The sequence below is a fragment of the Dactylosporangium sp. CS-033363 genome (assembly GCF_050942475.1).
Classification (GTDB): domain Bacteria; phylum Actinomycetota; class Actinomycetes; order Mycobacteriales; family Micromonosporaceae; genus Dactylosporangium.
On sequence record NZ_CP192032.1, the window covers coordinates 3,428,378 to 3,444,572 of the forward strand.

At 73.4% G+C, this 16,195-nt stretch carries 14 protein-coding genes; 7 read left to right on the forward strand and 7 right to left on the reverse strand.

Annotated elements, in window-relative coordinates; all coding sequences use genetic code 11:
- Nucleotides 1–26 precede the first annotated feature (26 nt).
- The gene (locus tag ACQPZ4_RS15900; protein ID WP_433061088.1) at nucleotides 27–896 is read right to left on the reverse strand and encodes a serine hydrolase; all 870 of its coding nucleotides are present in this window, start codon (nucleotides 894–896) and stop codon (nucleotides 27–29) included.
- An 11-nt stretch (nucleotides 897–907) separates the two neighbouring features.
- On the opposite strand from ACQPZ4_RS15900, the gene ACQPZ4_RS15905 reads away from it, so the two are divergent.
- Nucleotides 908–1,864, forward strand: coding sequence for a LysR family transcriptional regulator (locus ACQPZ4_RS15905; RefSeq protein WP_433061091.1), 957 nt, complete (start codon nucleotides 908–910; stop codon nucleotides 1,862–1,864).
- Between the two features lie 4 nt (nucleotides 1,865–1,868).
- Here ACQPZ4_RS15905 and ACQPZ4_RS15910 read toward each other — a convergent pair whose 3' ends face one another.
- The gene (locus ACQPZ4_RS15910) at nucleotides 1,869–2,555 is read right to left on the reverse strand and encodes an alpha/beta fold hydrolase (RefSeq protein WP_433061094.1); all 687 of its coding nucleotides are present in this window, start codon (nucleotides 2,553–2,555) and stop codon (nucleotides 1,869–1,871) included.
- Nucleotides 2,556–2,639: 84 nt separating this feature from the next.
- On the opposite strand from ACQPZ4_RS15910, the gene ACQPZ4_RS15915 reads away from it, so the two are divergent.
- The 6 genes from ACQPZ4_RS15915 to ACQPZ4_RS15940 are packed head-to-tail and all read left to right on the forward strand — an operon-like array spanning nucleotide 2,640 to nucleotide 7,379.
- Nucleotides 2,640–3,194 (forward strand): RNA polymerase sigma factor, encoded by a 555-nt coding sequence (locus tag ACQPZ4_RS15915; protein WP_433061097.1) that lies wholly within the window; start codon nucleotides 2,640–2,642, stop codon nucleotides 3,192–3,194.
- Entirely contained in the window at nucleotides 3,191–4,009 is an 819-nt protein-coding gene (locus tag ACQPZ4_RS15920; protein WP_433061100.1) for a zf-HC2 domain-containing protein, read from the forward strand. The genes ACQPZ4_RS15915 and ACQPZ4_RS15920 overlap by 4 nt, the downstream gene beginning before the upstream one ends.
- Complete coding sequence (locus ACQPZ4_RS15925) at nucleotides 4,006–4,860, forward strand: ABC transporter ATP-binding protein (protein WP_433061103.1); 855 nt, start codon at nucleotides 4,006–4,008, stop codon at nucleotides 4,858–4,860. The genes ACQPZ4_RS15920 and ACQPZ4_RS15925 overlap by 4 nt, the downstream gene beginning before the upstream one ends.
- Complete coding sequence (locus tag ACQPZ4_RS15930) at nucleotides 4,857–5,741, forward strand: hypothetical protein (RefSeq protein ID WP_433061106.1); 885 nt, start codon at nucleotides 4,857–4,859, stop codon at nucleotides 5,739–5,741. The genes ACQPZ4_RS15925 and ACQPZ4_RS15930 overlap by 4 nt, the downstream gene beginning before the upstream one ends.
- Entirely contained in the window at nucleotides 5,741–6,421 is a 681-nt protein-coding gene (locus ACQPZ4_RS15935) for a hypothetical protein (protein WP_433061109.1), read from the forward strand. Before ACQPZ4_RS15930 ends, ACQPZ4_RS15935 begins: the two co-directional genes overlap by 1 nt.
- A complete protein-coding gene (locus ACQPZ4_RS15940; RefSeq protein WP_433061111.1) occupies nucleotides 6,348–7,379 on the forward strand; it encodes an alpha/beta hydrolase in 1,032 nt (343 codons plus the stop codon). The genes ACQPZ4_RS15935 and ACQPZ4_RS15940 overlap by 74 nt, the downstream gene beginning before the upstream one ends.
- Here the strand turns inward: ACQPZ4_RS15940 and ACQPZ4_RS15945 are convergent.
- The 5 genes from ACQPZ4_RS15945 to ACQPZ4_RS15965 form a co-directional block, all read right to left on the reverse strand.
- Nucleotides 7,376–10,735 carry a family 16 glycoside hydrolase gene (locus tag ACQPZ4_RS15945; protein WP_433061114.1) on the reverse strand — a complete coding sequence of 1,120 codons (3,360 nt, stop codon included), beginning with the start codon at nucleotides 10,733–10,735 and terminating at the stop codon, nucleotides 7,376–7,378. The two genes, ACQPZ4_RS15940 and ACQPZ4_RS15945, sit on opposite strands and share 4 nt — an antisense overlap.
- A gap of 175 nt (nucleotides 10,736–10,910) precedes the next feature.
- On the reverse strand, nucleotides 10,911–11,498 hold the full coding sequence (gene prfH / locus ACQPZ4_RS15950; protein ID WP_433061116.1) for a peptide chain release factor H: 588 nt from the start codon (nucleotides 11,496–11,498) through the stop codon (nucleotides 10,911–10,913).
- Entirely contained in the window at nucleotides 11,495–12,556 is a 1,062-nt protein-coding gene (locus ACQPZ4_RS15955) for an RNA ligase RtcB family protein (RefSeq protein WP_433061119.1), read from the reverse strand. The genes prfH and ACQPZ4_RS15955 overlap by 4 nt, the downstream gene beginning before the upstream one ends.
- 113 nt (nucleotides 12,557–12,669) lie before the next feature.
- Nucleotides 12,670–13,053, reverse strand: coding sequence for a nuclear transport factor 2 family protein (locus ACQPZ4_RS15960; protein WP_433061121.1), 384 nt, complete (start codon nucleotides 13,051–13,053; stop codon nucleotides 12,670–12,672).
- A gap of 29 nt (nucleotides 13,054–13,082) precedes the next feature.
- A complete protein-coding gene (locus ACQPZ4_RS15965) occupies nucleotides 13,083–16,088 on the reverse strand; it encodes a serine hydrolase (RefSeq protein WP_433061123.1) in 3,006 nt (1,001 codons plus the stop codon).
- Between the last annotated feature and the right edge of the window lie 107 nt (nucleotides 16,089–16,195).

Sequence of the window (16,195 nt, forward strand, 5' to 3'; positions counted from 1 at the left end):
CCGCCCGACCGATAGCCGATCGGATATCAGCCCAGGTCACGCAGCAGGTGCACGGCGGCCGCGGCGGCCCGGCCGAGGGCGGTGTCGGCGTCGATGCGGGGCGCCGGGCCGCCGTCGATGAAGACCGCGACCGCAAAACGACTGCCGCTCCGGTACTCCACGACGCCGATCTCCATCGCCAGCCCCGGCAGCGTCCCGGTCTTGCCCGCGACCCGCACGTCGGCCGGAAACCCCGACCGCAGCCGGGTCCACGACATCTGCCGCGCCATCAGCCCGCGCACCGCCGCGCAGGCCGCGGGCGGCCCGGCCTCGTCCCGCCAGATCAGCCCGAGCAGGCGGGTCAGCTCCTCCGGCGTGCTCGACGTCGTGCGCGCCGGGTCGAACACCCGCAGCGCCGCCACCCGCTCCGGCTCCAGCGTCGGGAACCGCCGCGCGAACTCGGCGTCGTCCCGCGCCCCGATGTCGGCGAACATCGACTCGAGCATCTCCCGCGGCCCGCCGACGATCCGCGTGCGGTGCAGCCCGAGCTCGGCCGCGAGCAGCCCCAGCACGTCCGGGCCGCCGAGCCGGTGCAGCAGCACGTCGGCGGCGGTGTTGTCGCTGATGGACATCGAGAAGTACGCCAGGTCGCGCAGGGACATCTCGACGTCGTCGGCGCATCCGGCGGTACCCCAGCCGCCGAACCGGTCGCCGGCCCCGATCACGACCCGCTCGGCCGGGTCGAGCACCCCGGAAGCGGCCTGCCGCGCGAACTCCAGGACCAGCAGCACCTTCACGATCGAGGACAGCACGACCGGCTCGCCCGCGCCGACCCCGACCGCGCGGCCCGAGTCGATGTCGCACGCGTGCAGCCGTCCCCGGACCCCGGCGGCGGCGAAGACCTCCTCGATCACCATAGGGTCACTGTATGGCCGACCTTTCCAGGCATCTGCGGTACTTCCTCGTCGTCGCCGGGGAGCTGCACTTCGGCCGGGCCGCGGAGCTGCTCGGCATCGCCCAGCCGCCGCTGAGCCAGGCGATGCGCCGCCTGGAGCGGGAACTCGGCGTGACCCTGTTCGACCGCCTGCCGCGCGGCACCGAGCTCACCGCGGCCGGCCGGGCCCTGCGCGACGAGGCCCCGCAGTTCCTGGGCGCCGAACGCCGGCTGCGGGCGCTCATGCACAGCATCCGCGACGGCGACCTGGGCACCCTGCGCGCCGGCGTCCCGCCCGAGACCCCGGCCGCGGCGCTGGGCGAGCTGCTGCGCCGCCTCGCCGAGCTGGCCCCCGGGCTCGACGTCGACCTGCAGGAGCTCACCACCGCCGAGCAGCTCGACCTGCTCGCCGCCGCCCGGCTGGACGTCGGCCTGGTCCACCACCCGGTCGCCGCGGCCGACCTGCGCCGCGGCCCCGTCACGAAAGTACGGCTCGGCGTCGTCCTGCCCCGCGTCTCGCCCCTGGCCCGGCTCACCGAGCTGACCGTGGACCAGCTCGAAGGCCAGGGCCTCGTGATCTTCCCGCGGGCGACGGCGCCGGAGTGGTACGACACCCTCATCAACGCCTGCCGCGAACTGGGCTTCGTGCCGTCCCGCGTGCGGCACGCCCGCAACCCGGAATTCCTCTGCGGCCTCGTCCTGGCCGGCCTGGGCATCGGCCTGGAGCGCGAGGACGCCGTGCGCCGCGAGCCCCGCGTGGCGTGGCGCCCGCTGGCCGGCGACCCGCTGTGGCAGGAGACCTCCGCCGTCTGGCCCCGCCGCGCACCTCACCCGGCCGCGGAGCGCTTCGGCACCCTGGCCGGCGAGGTGCTCTCGCCCCGCCCGGACGCCCCGGGCCGCATCCTGGGCGCACCCGGCCCCTGGTCGGTGGTGTTCGACACCGTTTCCTAGGGCTTCACGTGTACCGCCTGAGCAGCGTCACACACCGCTCGGGACTTTCCACGTGCGCGTTGTGCCCGAGCCCGTCGAGGCTCGCCACGTCCACCCCGAACCGGGCCAGCTGCTCGTCCGTGTTCATCGGATCCGCACCGCCCCGCGCGAGCGTGACGGCGGTATTCGCGTTCGCGAGCAGCCCGTCCATGTCCGGCGCCCCGACCGCGAACGCCCGCGGATCGAGGTTGAGCCGCCACCGCCCGTCCTCTTGGCGCACCCCGTCGAGCGCCGCCCGTTCGTCCCCGGTCGCGATCCCGGCGAGCCCCGACACCTTGAGGTGCCGGGCGACCGCCTCCTCGCGCGTGCCGAACCACTGCACGGGCCGCCGCGCGAGCGCCTGCGACCGGTCGAGCTCCTCCTGCGTCCAGGCCACCTTGATGCCGAGCCCGATGACCGCCTTGAGCGGGACTTGCGCGGCCAGCGCGAGCCCGACCACGCCACCGAGGGAGTGCCCCAGCACCACGGTGCGTTCGGGCTCCTCGACCAGGGGGAGCACCTGGTCGGCCATCGCCTCGAAGGTGTACTCGTCCAGCTCCGCGGCCTTGCCGTGGCCGGGCAGGTCGGGCGCCAGCCAGCCCCCGGCCAGCAGCGGCGCCCACCGGTCCCAGACCGACCCGGTCCCGCCCAGCCCGTGCAGCAACAGCAGCATCCCTGGAGTCTGCGCCCGGACGGCGGCAGAAAAAAGTCGCCGCGGCGGTGATCCGTTCGGGGTCCGGACCGCGACAGTGGTGGCATGCAGACGCCAACACCGAGCGACGCCGACCTGCTGGTGCAGGTCGCGGCCGGTGACGAACGCGCGCTGCGCGAGCTGATCGAGCGGCACTCGGCCTGGCTCGCGCTGCGGCTGCGGCGGCGCACCCCGGACGAGGAGCTGGCCGCCTCGGCCCTGCAGGACACGTTCGTGGCGGTGTGGCGGCAGGCGCGGCGGTACCGCGGCGACGGCGACGTCGGGGCCTGGCTGTGGGGCATCGCGATCCGGCAGCTGGTCTCGCGGCTGCGGGTCCGGCGCGGGCCGACTCCGGTCAGTCAGCAGGTCGTCGCCGCGCTGTCACCGAGCCTGCGCAGCGCCGAGGACGAGCTGCTGGCCGCCGTCGAGCACGGCGATCTCGGGGCGGCGCTGCGGGGCCTGTCCCCGGAACTGCGGGAGGCGCTGGAGGCGACGGTGCTGGACGGGCTCACCACGAGCGAGGCGGCCCTGCTGCTCGGGGTGCCGCAGGGCACGGTGAAGAGCCGGGTACGGCTGGCCAAGGCCCGCCTGCGCCGGCAGTTGCTGGAGGGACTGGCATGAGCTGGCACGTCGACCAGGAGACCTTCGAGCGGTACGCGGCCGGGCGGCTCGACCCGGTGGCCGCGGCCGCCCTTGAGCAGCACGTGACGGCGTGCCCGCCGTGCCGGGCCGGTGCCCGCCCGCTCGTGCCGGACGTGGGCGTGCTCTGGGCGGCGGTGCACGCCGAGATCGTCCGGCCCCGCCCGCCCTGGCCGCTGCGGCTGCTGGCCCGGCTCGGGGTGCCCGAGTCCGACCTCGTCGTCGTGGCGGCCGCCCGCGACCTGCGGCTGTCCTGGTCGGTGGCGGTCGGCGCGGCGGTGTGCTGCGCCTTCCTCGCCGGGCTGACCCCGGTCCCGCTACCGGGCGGGCCGGCCGCGGTGTTCCTGCTGCTCGCGCCGCTCATCCCGGTGCTCGCGGTGATCGCCACCTACGACGCCACCGACCCCTTCCGCGAGGTCGCGGGCACCACGCCGTACTCGCGGCTGCGGCTCGCGCTGCTGCGCACCGTGGCCGCGCTCGTCGCCGCGGTGCCGCTGACCGTCGCCGCGGCGCTCGCCGTGCCGGCCCTGCACGGCTACTTCGCCACCTGGCTGCTGCCGGGTCTGGCGCTGACCGTGGCCGCGCTCATCCTGCTGACCTGGCTCACGGCCCGGGTCGCGACCGCCGTCGTCGCGACCGGCTGGCTGGTGCTGGGGTCGGTCGCCGGCGGTACCGGTGCGATCCAGGCTCTGCCGACCGCCGCCGGGCAGGCCGGTTCGGCGCTCGTCACGGCCGTCCTCGCAGCCGCGCTCGTGCACGTCACCACCACCAACCACGCCCGGGGAGCCGCCCGATGACCGCCGAACTCGTCAACGTGTCCAAGACCTATGGCCGCACCGTCGCGCTGCACCCGACCACCCTTCACTTCGAGGCCGGCGTGGTGGGCCTGCTCGGCCCCAACGGCGCCGGCAAGACCACCATGCTGCGGGTGCTGTCCAGCGCCCTCGCGCCGAGCACCGGCACCGTCGGCGTGGCCGGGCACGCCGTCACCGGCACGCACGCCGAGCGCACGGCCGCCCGGCGCCGCATCGGGTACCTGCCGCAGGAGGTCGTCTTCCCGCGCGGCATGACCGCGTTCGGGTTCCTCGACTACATCGCCGTGCTCAAGGAGTGGGCGGACACCGCGCGCCGGCACGAGGAGGTACGCCGGGTGCTCGACCTGGTCGGCCTGGCCGAGCGGGCCACGGTCAAGGTGAAGGCCCTCTCCGGCGGCCAGCGCCGCCGCCTGGCGATCGCGCAGGCGCTGCTCGGCGATCCGGCCCTGCTCATCCTCGACGAGCCGACCACCGGGCTCGACCCCGAGCAGCGGGCATCGCTGCGCGGCCTGCTGTCGGGCCGGCCCGGCACCGTGCTGATCTCCACCCACCAGACCGAGGACGTGTCGGCCCTCTGCGACCGGGTCGTCGTGCTCGACGGCGGACGGGTCCGCTTCGACGGCACCGTCCCGGAACTGCTCGCCACCGCCGCGGGCCGGGTCCACCAGGGCCCCGAGCCCAGTGCCGGCGCGGTCCAGACCTGGCGGACCGGGACCGGCCAGATCCGCTCGGTCGGCGGCCGTCCCGCCGCCGGCGCCTCCGCCGTCGAGCCGACGGTCGAGGACGCCTACCTGCTGCTGCGCAGCGCCGATGTCCAAGGAGCCGTGGCATGACCGCCGTCACCCGTACCGCGCCGATGCTGGGCGTGCTGACCCGGCGGGAGATCCGCCACTACCTCACGGCCAAGCTGTACTGGCTCGGCGCGGCCCTGCTCGCCTTCGTCTCCGCCGTGGACCTCGCCGGGACCGGCGGCGGCGACCAGTCGTCGTCGGCGCTGAGCATGATCGGGCCGGCCGCCCTGCTCGGCGTCCTCGGCCTGATCGTGATGGCCGGCCTGACCCGCCGCTCCGACCGGGCCGCCGCGGCCGCCGGCTCGGTCGCGGTCCCGGAGCGCACCCGCACCGCCGCGCTCGCCGGGGCCGTCGTCGTGCCGCTGGCGACCGCGCTGCTCTGGTACGCCGCCGCCCTGATCGCCTATCAGGTCCACCCGCCCGCGCCCTCGACGGTCCCGTTCGGCCCGTTCGGCGACGGCCACGTGTTCGCCGTCATGTTCGCCCTGGGCGTGCTGCCCGCCGTCGGCGGCCCGCTGCTGGGCCTCGTCCTCGCCCGCTGGCTGCCGGGCCGCGGCGTCACCCCGCTCGCCGTCGTGCTGCTCGTCCTCGTCACGATCCTCATGCAGGGCAACTTCGAGTCGACCTGGCGCTGGCGGGTGATCTGGCCGTGGACGTACTGGTACGGCCCGATCGGCTGGTCCAGCGGCACCGGGCACTGGGTGGCGCTGCCCGGCTCGCCCCAGTGGTGGATCGTCTACCTGCTGGCCCTGTGCGCGCTCGGCCTGCTGGTCGCCCTCTACCACGACCCGGAGCCGGACCGGACCCGCCTGCGCGTGCTGATCGCGGTGACCCTCGCCGTCGCCGTGGCCGCCCTCGTCCTCACCATGCTGCTCGGCCTGCCCGACGCCGTGCCCAACCCGATCGCCGGCCCCGACCTCTGATGCGCCACCACGCCGCGCGGGCGGTGCCCTGGCCCCTGGTCGCGGTCGCCGCCCTGCTCATCGCCGGCCTGCTCGCGGCGGTCCGGCTCGACAACTGGACCCTCTGGCCGCTGCAGGGCACCGCGGTCGCCCTGCTCGCCGGCGCGGTCGGCTGGTGCCTCGACGAGCCGGCCGCCGCCGTCGTCGACCCCGCCCCGCGCGGCCTGGCCTGGCGCACCCTGGCCCGGGCCGCGGGCATCGCCGCCCTGCTCGCCGCCTGGTCCGCGGCCGTGTGGTGGGCCCGCCCCGGCCTGTACGGCCACCCGTGGACCGTCCTCGTCCAGGGCTACGCGGCCGCCGCGGTCGCGACCGCCTGGGTGACGTGGCGCCGCACCCGCGGCGAGGCGACCCCGGGCCAGCGCTGGGCGATCGCCGTCATCCCGGCGGTCACCGTGTGGGCGCTGGTCCGCCCGCTGGAACGCCGGTTGCCGGTCTTCCCGTACGCCTCGGGCGGCGACTACGGCGACTGGAGCGCCAGCGGCACCGGCTGGCTCCTGACGGGCGCCGCCGCGGTCGCCGCACTCGCCCTCACCCTCGCCCGCGACGGGGCCTGGATATCGTTGCCACATGTTGCCCTGGTCTTCGCCGCTCGCCGGACGCTTCGAGGAGCTCGTCGTCGACAGCGCCGCCCTGCGCGGTAACCCGCTGGGCGATCCGCACGAGCGCCCACTGCTGGTCTACCTCCCCCCGGGTTATGACGAGGATGAGGCGAAGCGGTATCCCACCGTCTACGTGGCGCAGGGGTACACCGGGCACATCGCCATGTGGTGGAACCGGGTTCCGTTCCGCACGCCGTACCCCGAGCTCGCCGATGCCATGTTCGCCCGTGGGGAAGCGCCGCCCGCCATTGTCGTCTACTTCGATGCCTGGACCTCGCTCGGCGGGAGCCAGTTCCTCGACTCGCCCGGCACCGGGCAGTACCACACCTATCTCTGCGACGAGGTGGTGCCGTTCGTCGACGGCAGGTTCCGCACCCTCGCCGCACGGGACCATCGGGCGATCACCGGGAAGTCCAGCGGCGGGTACGGGGCCATGGTCACCGCGATGCTCCGGCCCGACGTGTTCGGGGCCCTCGCCACGCACGCGGGGGACGCGCTGTTCGACGTCTGCCATCGCGCGGAGTTTCCGCGGTGTGCGCGGCAGCTGCGGGACCGGGCCGGCGGCTCGTACGAGACGTTCCTCGAGGAGTTCCGGCAGCGGTCCATCCCGCGCGAGGGCGACATCGAGCTGCTGGAGATGTACGCGTACGCCGCCGCCTACTCCGCCGAGCCCGACGGCCGCGTGCTGATGCCGTTCGACGCCAACGGGCAGGTGGTTCCCGAGGTCTGGCAGCGGTGGCTCGCGTGCGACCCCGTGGTCATGGCCGGGCAGGAGCAGTACGCCGAGGCGCTGCGGTCGATGCGGGGGATCTGGATCGACGCCGGCCGGCGCGACGAGTACTACCTCGACCTCGGCGCCTCGGCGTTCCTGGACAGGGTGCTCGCGGCCGGCGTCCAACAGCAGCAGGTGTACTTCGAGCTGTTCGACGCCGGCCACGGCGGGATCGAGTACCGGTACCCGCTGGCGCTCGCCTGGCTGTGCGAGCGCCTCCAGGGCTAGACCGGTTCGATCCAGATGTTTCGGTACCGTACGTTCGCGCCCGGGTCGCCGTGGTCCTGCAGGCGGATGGGCAGGGCCGCGGCGGACTCGGCCGCGCCGTTGCCCGTCGGGCCGTCGATGGCGACGTTGTTGTGTACCGTCACGCCGTTCCACACCACGGTGACGCGGGCGTTCTCGGTCTTCGTGGTGCCGTTCCAGCGGGCCGCGCGGAAGGTCATCTCGTACGTCTGCCAGGTCTCCGGCGCCGTGCCCGCGTTGCTGTCGGGCGCGCGCTTGAGGTAGATCCCGGCGCAGTCGTCACTGGCCAGCGGCGACTTGCCGTACGTGTCCAGCACCTGGACCTCGTAGCGGTCCTGCAGGTAGACGCCCGAGTTGGCGCGGGCCTGCCCGGTGACGTCGGACGGCAGGTTCGGCAGCCAGAACTCCACGTGGAGCTTGAAGTCGCCGAACGTCTGTTTGGTGCGCAGGTCGCCGCCGAGCACCTCGGCCGAGCCGCCCGAGATGGGCCAGGTCGGGGCGGTGCCGTCGGCGTTCTGGAACGCGTTGAGGTTGCCGCCGTTGAACAGTGTCACCCGCGACGCACCACTGTGGACCCACTTCTGCTGGGGCACGTTCGCGTTGTCCCAGATCTGCAGCTGGGTACCGTCGGCCGAGGCGCCGCCCGCCGCGTCGAGCACCTTGCCGGACTGCGGGTTGCGCAGCGTGCCGTCGGACTGCGCCTGCCAGACCTGGGCGGCCGAGCCGTTGCAGGTGTACAGCTGCACCTTCGTCCCGTTCGCGGTGCCCCCGTTGTCGATGTCCAGGCACTTGCCCAGGGCGCGCAGGGTGTCGCCGGTGCGGGTCCAGCTCTGGGCGGTCGAACCGTTGCAGGTCCACAGCTGGATCTTCGTGCCGTTGGCGGTGCCGGCGTTGCTGACGTCGACGCACTTGCCGGCGATGCCGGTGATGGTGCCGGTGTGGTCGGCCGTGGAGCCGCCGCCCGCCGGGGTGACGACGATGTTGTCCAGGTTGACGTGGCCGATGTCGCCACTGTCCACCTTGTACGCGATCGTGTTGCCGCCCGCGCGCAGGGTGAGCGTCTCCGTCTGCGTCGCCCAGGTGTCCCAGTTGCCGGTGTCGGCCAGCGAGACCTGTTTCACCTTGGCGTTGTTGAGGTACAGGCTGACGGTCTTGGCTCCGGCGGACGGGTTGGGTCCGTTGCTGAACCGCAGCGCCACGTTGTAGGAGCCGGCGCTCGGGGCGGCGACGCTGAACGTGGCGGCGGCGCCCTGGTTGCCGAACCCGGCCACGAACCCGCTGCCCGTGTATCCACTGTGGTCGGTGGCGACGCCCGCGCTGCCGCTGAGGCCCGAGTTCTCCGCCTCCTGCTGGCCGGTCGGCGGGAGGGTGCCGTCGGCGAGGGCGTTGAGGGTGTACCACGCCTCGGTGCTCCACAGCGACTGGCCCGTCGTGGACGTGAACGGCCGCGGCGAGCGCACGTAGACGACCCGGCCCGGCTTGAGCCCGGCCACCTGGACCGTGACCTTCAGCCGGTCGGCCGACAAGGTGGCCGAGGTGACCTGCAGCGACTCCTCGTCGACCTTCGGGCCGCCGTAGGCCGGCGTGGAGACGTACCGCCACTGCTTGAAACTGTAGCGCGAGGCGAGGTTCGCCGCCGTCTCGGTCGAGACCGGCTGCGTGTACTCCAGCTCGAAGCCGCCCGGCTTGACCCGCATCGCCTTGAAGTCGAAGGGGGTCGCGCCGTTCGGGGTGATCTTCTGCAGCCCGTAGGTCAGCTTGCCCTCCTGGCCCCAGTTGCCGCCGGCGCCGAGCCCGCCCGCGTAGAGCGCGCCGTCCGGCCCCTCGCTGAGGCGCAGGACGCCCATCTCCAGGCCCTGCGTCATCCGGAAGACCGCGCCCTGGTACTCCCCGCCGACCTTCTCCAGCGACGCGCGCTGGACCCCGCCGTAGGTCACGTCGCCGAACGCGAGCTGGCCGGCGTAGGGTCCACTGTGGAGTACCAGCGGCGTGCTCGGCGAGTTGGCGATCTCGTTCTGCGGCAGCCACAGGACGGGCTGGGTGATCGGCTGGTTGTCGAACGGGCCGTCGGGGTTGGTGTAGTGGCCGAAGAAGCGGTCCTGCTTGATCTGCACCAGCTTCGAGGCCGGCAGCCAGCCGCCCTGGTTGTCGGTCACGAAGATCTCGCCGGCCGGGCCCCAGCCGATGCCGTCGGGCGTGCGCAGGCCGCCGGCGACGTACTGCACGGCTCCCGTCGAGCGGTTGATCTTCAGGCTGGTGCCGCGGTTCGGCGAGCCCTGCGGCTCGGTCGTGGCGCCGCCCTGGTTGATCGAAACGGACAGGTTCATGTAAAAGAAGCCGTCCTGGTACAGCAGCCCGAACCCGAACTCGTGGAAGTTGCCGTCGAACGGCCAGGTCGCCACCGTACGGTACCGGTCGATCTGCCCGTCGCCGTTGGTGTCGGTGAGCTCGGTCAGCTCGTGCTTCTGCGAGACATAGATGATGCCGTCGACGATTTTGAGCCCCATCGGTTCTCGAAGCCCGCTGGCGATCCTCGTGTACTGCACCTGCGCGGGCGAGGTCGCGCCCGTCACGTTGCGCAGGATGTAGACCTCGCCCGTCGTGTTGAGGCTGCCGCCCCAGGTCGCGATGGCCAGGCGCCCGTCGGGGAACCAGTCCATGGCGCTCACCTGCGGGTTGAAGCCGTTGGGGCGCAGGTTCGTCAGGGTGTACCCCGGGTGCAGCGACGTGAGCGGCAGCCCGTCGCCGGCGGAGTCGCCGTTGCCCTCGCACTCCTTGCGGCCGGGCGCGGTGACCCGCACGACGCCGGAGTCCGTGCTGAGCACCGAGTTCGGCACGACGGCGAACGCGGTGGCGCCCGGCGGCCGCCACTCCAGGGTCAGCTGCTGGCCGCCGTCGCGCTCGAAGTAGTCGATGCGCAGCGCGTGGTACCCGGTGGTCAGGGCCAGGCTGCCCTCGACCGCGGTCGCCCCGTGCAGCCCGTCGTTGCTGATCACGGTCGCCCCGTCCAGGGCCATCCGCGAGCCGTCGTCGCTGGTGAGCCGGAACGCGTACGTGCCGGCCGCCGCGATGTTCACGTTGCCGAGCACCTGGGCCTGGAAGGAGTTCTCCAGCCCGAAGTCGGTCGCCGTCGTCCAGTTGACGGTCGGCATGAGCTTGTCGATGTTGGGCGTCTGGCCCGTCTTCAGCACGCAGATGGAGCTCTGCGGGGTCTGCAGGTCGAACACGCGCAGGGTGACGCCGGGCTCTTGCGGTGGCACGGCGGCCGCGGCCGGAACCGCGGGCAACAGGCCGACGCCCACGAGCAGCGCGGCGAAGAGGGTCGTCCATCGCTTCATGGATCGCTCCAGGGATGGTAGGAGCCGTCACGGACTCCCGCGCGCGCTCGCCGAAGACGGGCACGGGTCATCGCCGTCCATCGGTACTGGCGGAACCGACGAACGTCGATGTGGTACGCCACGCTAAAGGACTTCCGCCGAAATGTCGACAACTTCTGTCGGACTCAGCGAAAGTTTAGGGACGCTCGGTCCTGATCGGATCGCCCCGGATGATCTCGTCGTGGATCTGCCAACGGGCCTTGACCTGCGATTGTTCTTGTACTGCAGCGTCGCGCTCGAGCCGCTCGCGGATCTGCCGCAGCGCGAGTCCCCGGTTGAGCCCGAAGTGCCGCTCGGTGTCCACCACGACGACGAGCCCGGTCGGCCGATGGGTGGCCCGCACGGCGGTGCTGACCTTGTTGCGCCGCTGCCCGCCCGGCCCGCCGGTCCGGCACGGCACGAGGTCCACATCGGACTCCCGGAACTCGGTGCGCGGCGCATCGAGCGTGCACGGCTGCGCGATGACGTACCAGTTCTTGCGTCCGTGATTCGGCCGGTACGGGCTGTTCGCCTGCCAGCACAGCGTGCCCGTCCAGGAGCCGGCGAACGCCACCGCTTCGGCGCCGTCGAGGGCGATGACTATGGAGCGTGGCGTGCTCTCGCGGCGATTTGTCCGGACCCCGTTCCCGGCCGCGTCCCGCTCCAGGCGCTTGGCGAGCTCGGCCACGGCCCACTCGCACTCGCGCGGGCCGCGGCCGGCGGACAGCATGAGGTACACCGTCATCGGCGCCGCTTCGCTTCGGCCGTCTTGTAGGTGACGACCGGCACCGTCACCGCCACGGGCGTCGCCAGCTCGTGCGCGACGAGGTCGGCGATCACCTGCTCGATCCGCTTGTAGGCGGTCGGCGCCTCCTCGAACAGCAGCTGCCGGTCCCCGCACACCACGAACGACCCGACCGGCGTACGCCGCAGCTCTTCGACGGTGTGCTTGGCCTTCCCGCGCTTGAGCGCGTCGGCCCGGGACATCTTGCGCCCGGCCCCGTGCGCGACCGACCACCCGGCATCCCGCCCGGCGTGCGCCGCGACCACATAGGACGGCGTGCCCCGGGTCCCGGCGATGAGCACGTCCTTCCCATCGCCCGGCGCGGCCCCCTTGCGGTGCAGGTACTTCCCGTCACGGACCTCCACCAGGTTGTGGCACTCGTCGACGATCGGCTCGGCCGGCTCGGCGCCGAGGGCGAGCGCGACCCGCTCGGCCAGGAGCCGCCGGTTGAGCGACCCCCACCGCACGGCCTCGTCGTGGGCCTGGAGGTACTGTTCCGCGTTTTCCGCCGGCCCGGCCCCGTGCACCTCGGTGTGCTCGCGCAGGATCCGCTCCCCGAGCCCGCGAGATCCACTGTGGACGATGAGGACGAGGTCGCGCTCGTGCAGCCCGGCGCGCTCCGCGAAGGCGTCCTGCACGCGGGCGAGCTCGACGAAGTGGTTGCCCCGCCCGACGGTGCCGAGCTGGTCGGTGTACCCGGCCGGAATGTCCTCGCCGGGCGCGGGGTCGACGGGAATGTCGAGGTCGGGGAAGCGGGCCGCGAGCTTCTCCGGCACCGGCTTCTTGAGCGCGATCGGGAACACGGCGATCCCGCACCCGATGTCGGAGCCGACGAGGAACGGGTACAGCACGGACGAGAGCATCGCGGCCCCGATGGGCGCCCCTTTCCCGGGGTGCAGATCGGGCATGCCGGCGACATGCTCCATCCCGTCGAGCGCGGCCACCTGCTGACACTGCGCGACGGCGTCGGACTCGATCCAGCTGTTCGGGGACGCAAAAATGGAAACGCTGGCAGGCAAAAGGAGAGGTCCTTCGAAGACGACACGGACGGATGGGGGTCTTGCGACTGGGGTGGTCCGTCAGTACGTCATGCCGTCCAGGATCGCGGCCGGTCGCGTCGGCGGCAACCGAATTATCGGATGCGCTCGGCGAGGCCGGCCCGCGATTCGGGCGCGGGGAAGGGGTCGGCGAAGTACTGGGTCTCGTGCACGACCTTGTCGCCGGCGAACTCCATGATGCTCACCGAGTGGGTCGGCGCCCCGTCGTAGGTGATGGTGCACTCGCTCACCCACAGGTCGCCCGCCCCGCTGATGCGCTGGACGGCGAACCGGCGCTCGGCGGGATGCCCACCACGCTGGGCGGCGATGGTGGCGCGGCCGCGGAAGCGCTCGCCCGACTGGGGGTAGTCGAGAACGGCGTCGTCCGCGTAGAGGGCGTGCTCGGCCTCGACCTCACCCGCGTCGGATGCCCGCCAGTGCTCCTCGATCGCGGCCCTGATCCGCTGATCCGCGTCCACGCGTCAACGGTAGCGCCGGCCGGCCCGGATCAGGAGACCTTCGGGTTGGCGCGCAGGCCCGTGTGCAGGTACCGCTCCCCGGTCGGCAGGGTGTAGAAGGTGACCGGGATCCAGGTCTGCGTGCCGGGCGGACGCAGGACGAACAGGGCGTCGTCGATCGCCACGAGGTCGTGTTCCTGCACCGGATCGGGGACCAGCGTCGCGAGCGGGCCGGTGGTGGTCTGGCGCATCCGCAGGCGCGCGTCCTCCATGAAGACCTCCAGGCGTACGCCGGCGCGCTCGTACACGCCGAGGTGCCGCGATGCGTCGACCGCCGGCGGCGAAGGAGCCGGGGCCAGCGGCTCGGGCATGGCGAGGTCGGCGAGGTCGGCGAAGATTTCACGGTACAAACTCTGGTAGAGGTCCTTGGTGTTGCCGCCGTTGGTCAGCAGGACGACCGCGAGGCCCTGCTCCGGCAGGAGCCGCAGGAAGGCGGACTGGCCGAGGGTGTTGCCGTCGTGGCCGATGAGCCGGGCGCCGTCCCAGCCGAAGCGGATCCAGCCCAGGCCCCACGAGTCGCCGAGGGTGTGCTTGTCCGGGACGTCGGCTTGGAATGCGGTCATGTCCGAGATCGGGGCGCCGCTCGTCAGGTGCAGGCGGGCGAAGGACAGGACGTCGGCCGCCGAGGCGCAGATCAGGCCGGCCGGGCCGGCCGAGCGGGGGAGTGTCCACACTGGAGCGGGCCGGACGTCCGGGCCGACGTGGCCGACTGCGGCGCGGTGCAGCAGGGCCTCCTCCGGCAGCGTCACCGTGTGCTCCAGCCCGAGCGGGGCGATCAGGCGGGAGCGCACGGCGGCGTCCCACGTCATGCCCGTCAGGTGCTCGATGACGCGGCCGGCCAGGGTGTAGCCGGAGTTGCAGTACGAGAAGGTCGCGCCCAGCGGGTGGTTCTGGGCCGCCGTCGCCAATTCGGTGACATAGCGGTCCAGGCAGTCGTCGCCGCGGCCGGTGTCGGTGAAGATGTCGCCGTCGATGCCGCTGGTGTGGCTCAGCAGGTGGCGCATCGTCACCCGCGCTGCCACGTCCTCGTCGGACAGGCGCAGGCCGGGCAGGATGTCGGCGATCGGCGCGTCGAGGTCAATGAGGCCCTCGTCAACCAATTGCATGATGACCGTCGCGGTCCAGGTCTTGGTGATGGAGCCGATCTGGAACAGCGAGTCCTCGGTCACGGCGACGCCGGTGCGGGTGCTCAGCACGCCGGTGGCGGCCACCGTCGTCTCGTCCTGGGCCCCGTCGGTACCGATCCGGAGCACCCCCAGCACCGCCCCCGGAACCCTGTGCCGCCGGGCCAGCACCTCCAGCCGTCGCTGCCAGTGCGCGGCGTCGATCGGGGGCCTCCGCTCGACCCAGGCCACGACGCGGCGGTTGTAGTCGGCGCGGTGCGACGGCCGGCCGTTGAGGATGAACAGGTGCGACGCACCGGGGTACAGCACCAGCCGGCTCGGCACCCCCCGCTCCCGCAGCGCGGTGAACCACTGCTCGGCCTGGCCGACCGGGCAGCGCTCGTCGTCGGCGCCGTGCAGTACCAGCGTCGGCGTTCGCACGTTCTCGACGGCGGCCAGCGGTGACAGGGCGGCGAACCGGTCGCGGTCCGCCCACGGGGTGCCGCCGAGTTCCGCGGCGCTCAGGTGGTGCCCGAGATCGGCGGTGCCGGCCTCGCTCGTCAGGTCGGCGACCACCCCGCCGGCGACGGCGGCGGCGAACCGGTCGTCGCGGCTGGTGAGGTAGCAGGTCATGAAGCCGCCGTAGCTGTACCCGCTGACGGCCAGGCGGTCCGGGTCGGCCGTGCCGTCGGCGACGAGCTGGTCGAGGGGCTCCAGGAGGTCGCGCGCGTCGGCCTCGCCCCACGCGCCGAGCGCCGCGGTGAAGAACGCCTCGCCGTAGCCGTCGCTGGCCCGCGGGTTGAGCAGCAGGACGGTCCAGCCGCGGGCGGCGAGCGCCTGGTGGTACAGGTGGGCGGGGTCGGCGGCCGGATGCCAGGCGTTGTGCGGGCCGCCGTGGATGTCCAGCAGCAGCGGCCGCGGGCCGGTGCTGGCCGGGCCGCGGATCAGCCAGCCGGGCACGACGGTGCCGTCGGCGATGGTGAACTCGCGCTCCTCGGGCGCGAACAGCTCGACATCGCCGAGGCTCGCGCCGTGCTCGGTGAGCGTCATCCTCTCGCCGGTTTGCAGGTTGACGCGGACGATCTCGCCATAGGAGGACGGGGTCGCGAGGGCCACCGCTGCGGTGCCGCCGGCGACGGACATGCCCTGCACGACGTCGCCGGGGCCGCCCAGGATCAGCCGGGGTGTGCCACCTGCCAGACCGGTCGCGTAGAGGTGGGAGCAGCCGCGGTCGCGGACGCAGAAGTACACCTGGTCGCCGGCCGCCGCCGGGAGCGCGCCCGGATAGCCGGGGCCGCCGGGCATCACGTTGCGGTCCAGCGGCGCGGCGAGGTCGAGCGGGTCGCCGCCGTCCAGGGGGACGCGCAGCAGGCCGGCGTGGCCGGTGGCGGTGTCGCGGCGGCCGACGACGAGCAGCGCCCGACCGTCCGGGGTCCAGGTGACCGGGCCGGCCTGGCCGTCGGCCGACCCGGCCAGGCGCGGCTCGGCGGCGTCCGGGCCGGCGTCGACGACGTACACCGCGGAGCGCATCGTGAGATCGGCGTCGGGATGACGGGCGGCGGCGAAGGCGAGCATGGTGCCGTCGGGCGACCACGCCGGGTCGCTCGCGTGCCAGTCGCCGTCGGTGACCGCGCGGACCTCGCGGCTGTCGAGGTCCAGCACGTGGAGGTGGCGGCGGACGGTACCGATGAGGCCTGTGCCATCGGCCTTGTAGTCCAGGCGTTCGGTGGCGACGGGCGCGGAACCCTCGTCAGCGCCGGTCGCGGCGGCGAACGCGATCGCGCGGCCGTCCGGCGACCAGACCGGCGTACCGGCGCCCAGCGGCAGCGCGGTCAGCGGCTTGGCCTCGCCGCCGGCGGCCGGCAGCAGCCACAGCTGGGCCGGGCCGTCCACGGAGCGCAGGAACGCCAGCCGGGTGCCGTCCGGGGACCAGACCGGGGCGCTGTCGGCCGGACCGCGGGTCAGCCGGTGGGGCTCGCCGCCGCCGCACCGCCGCGGCC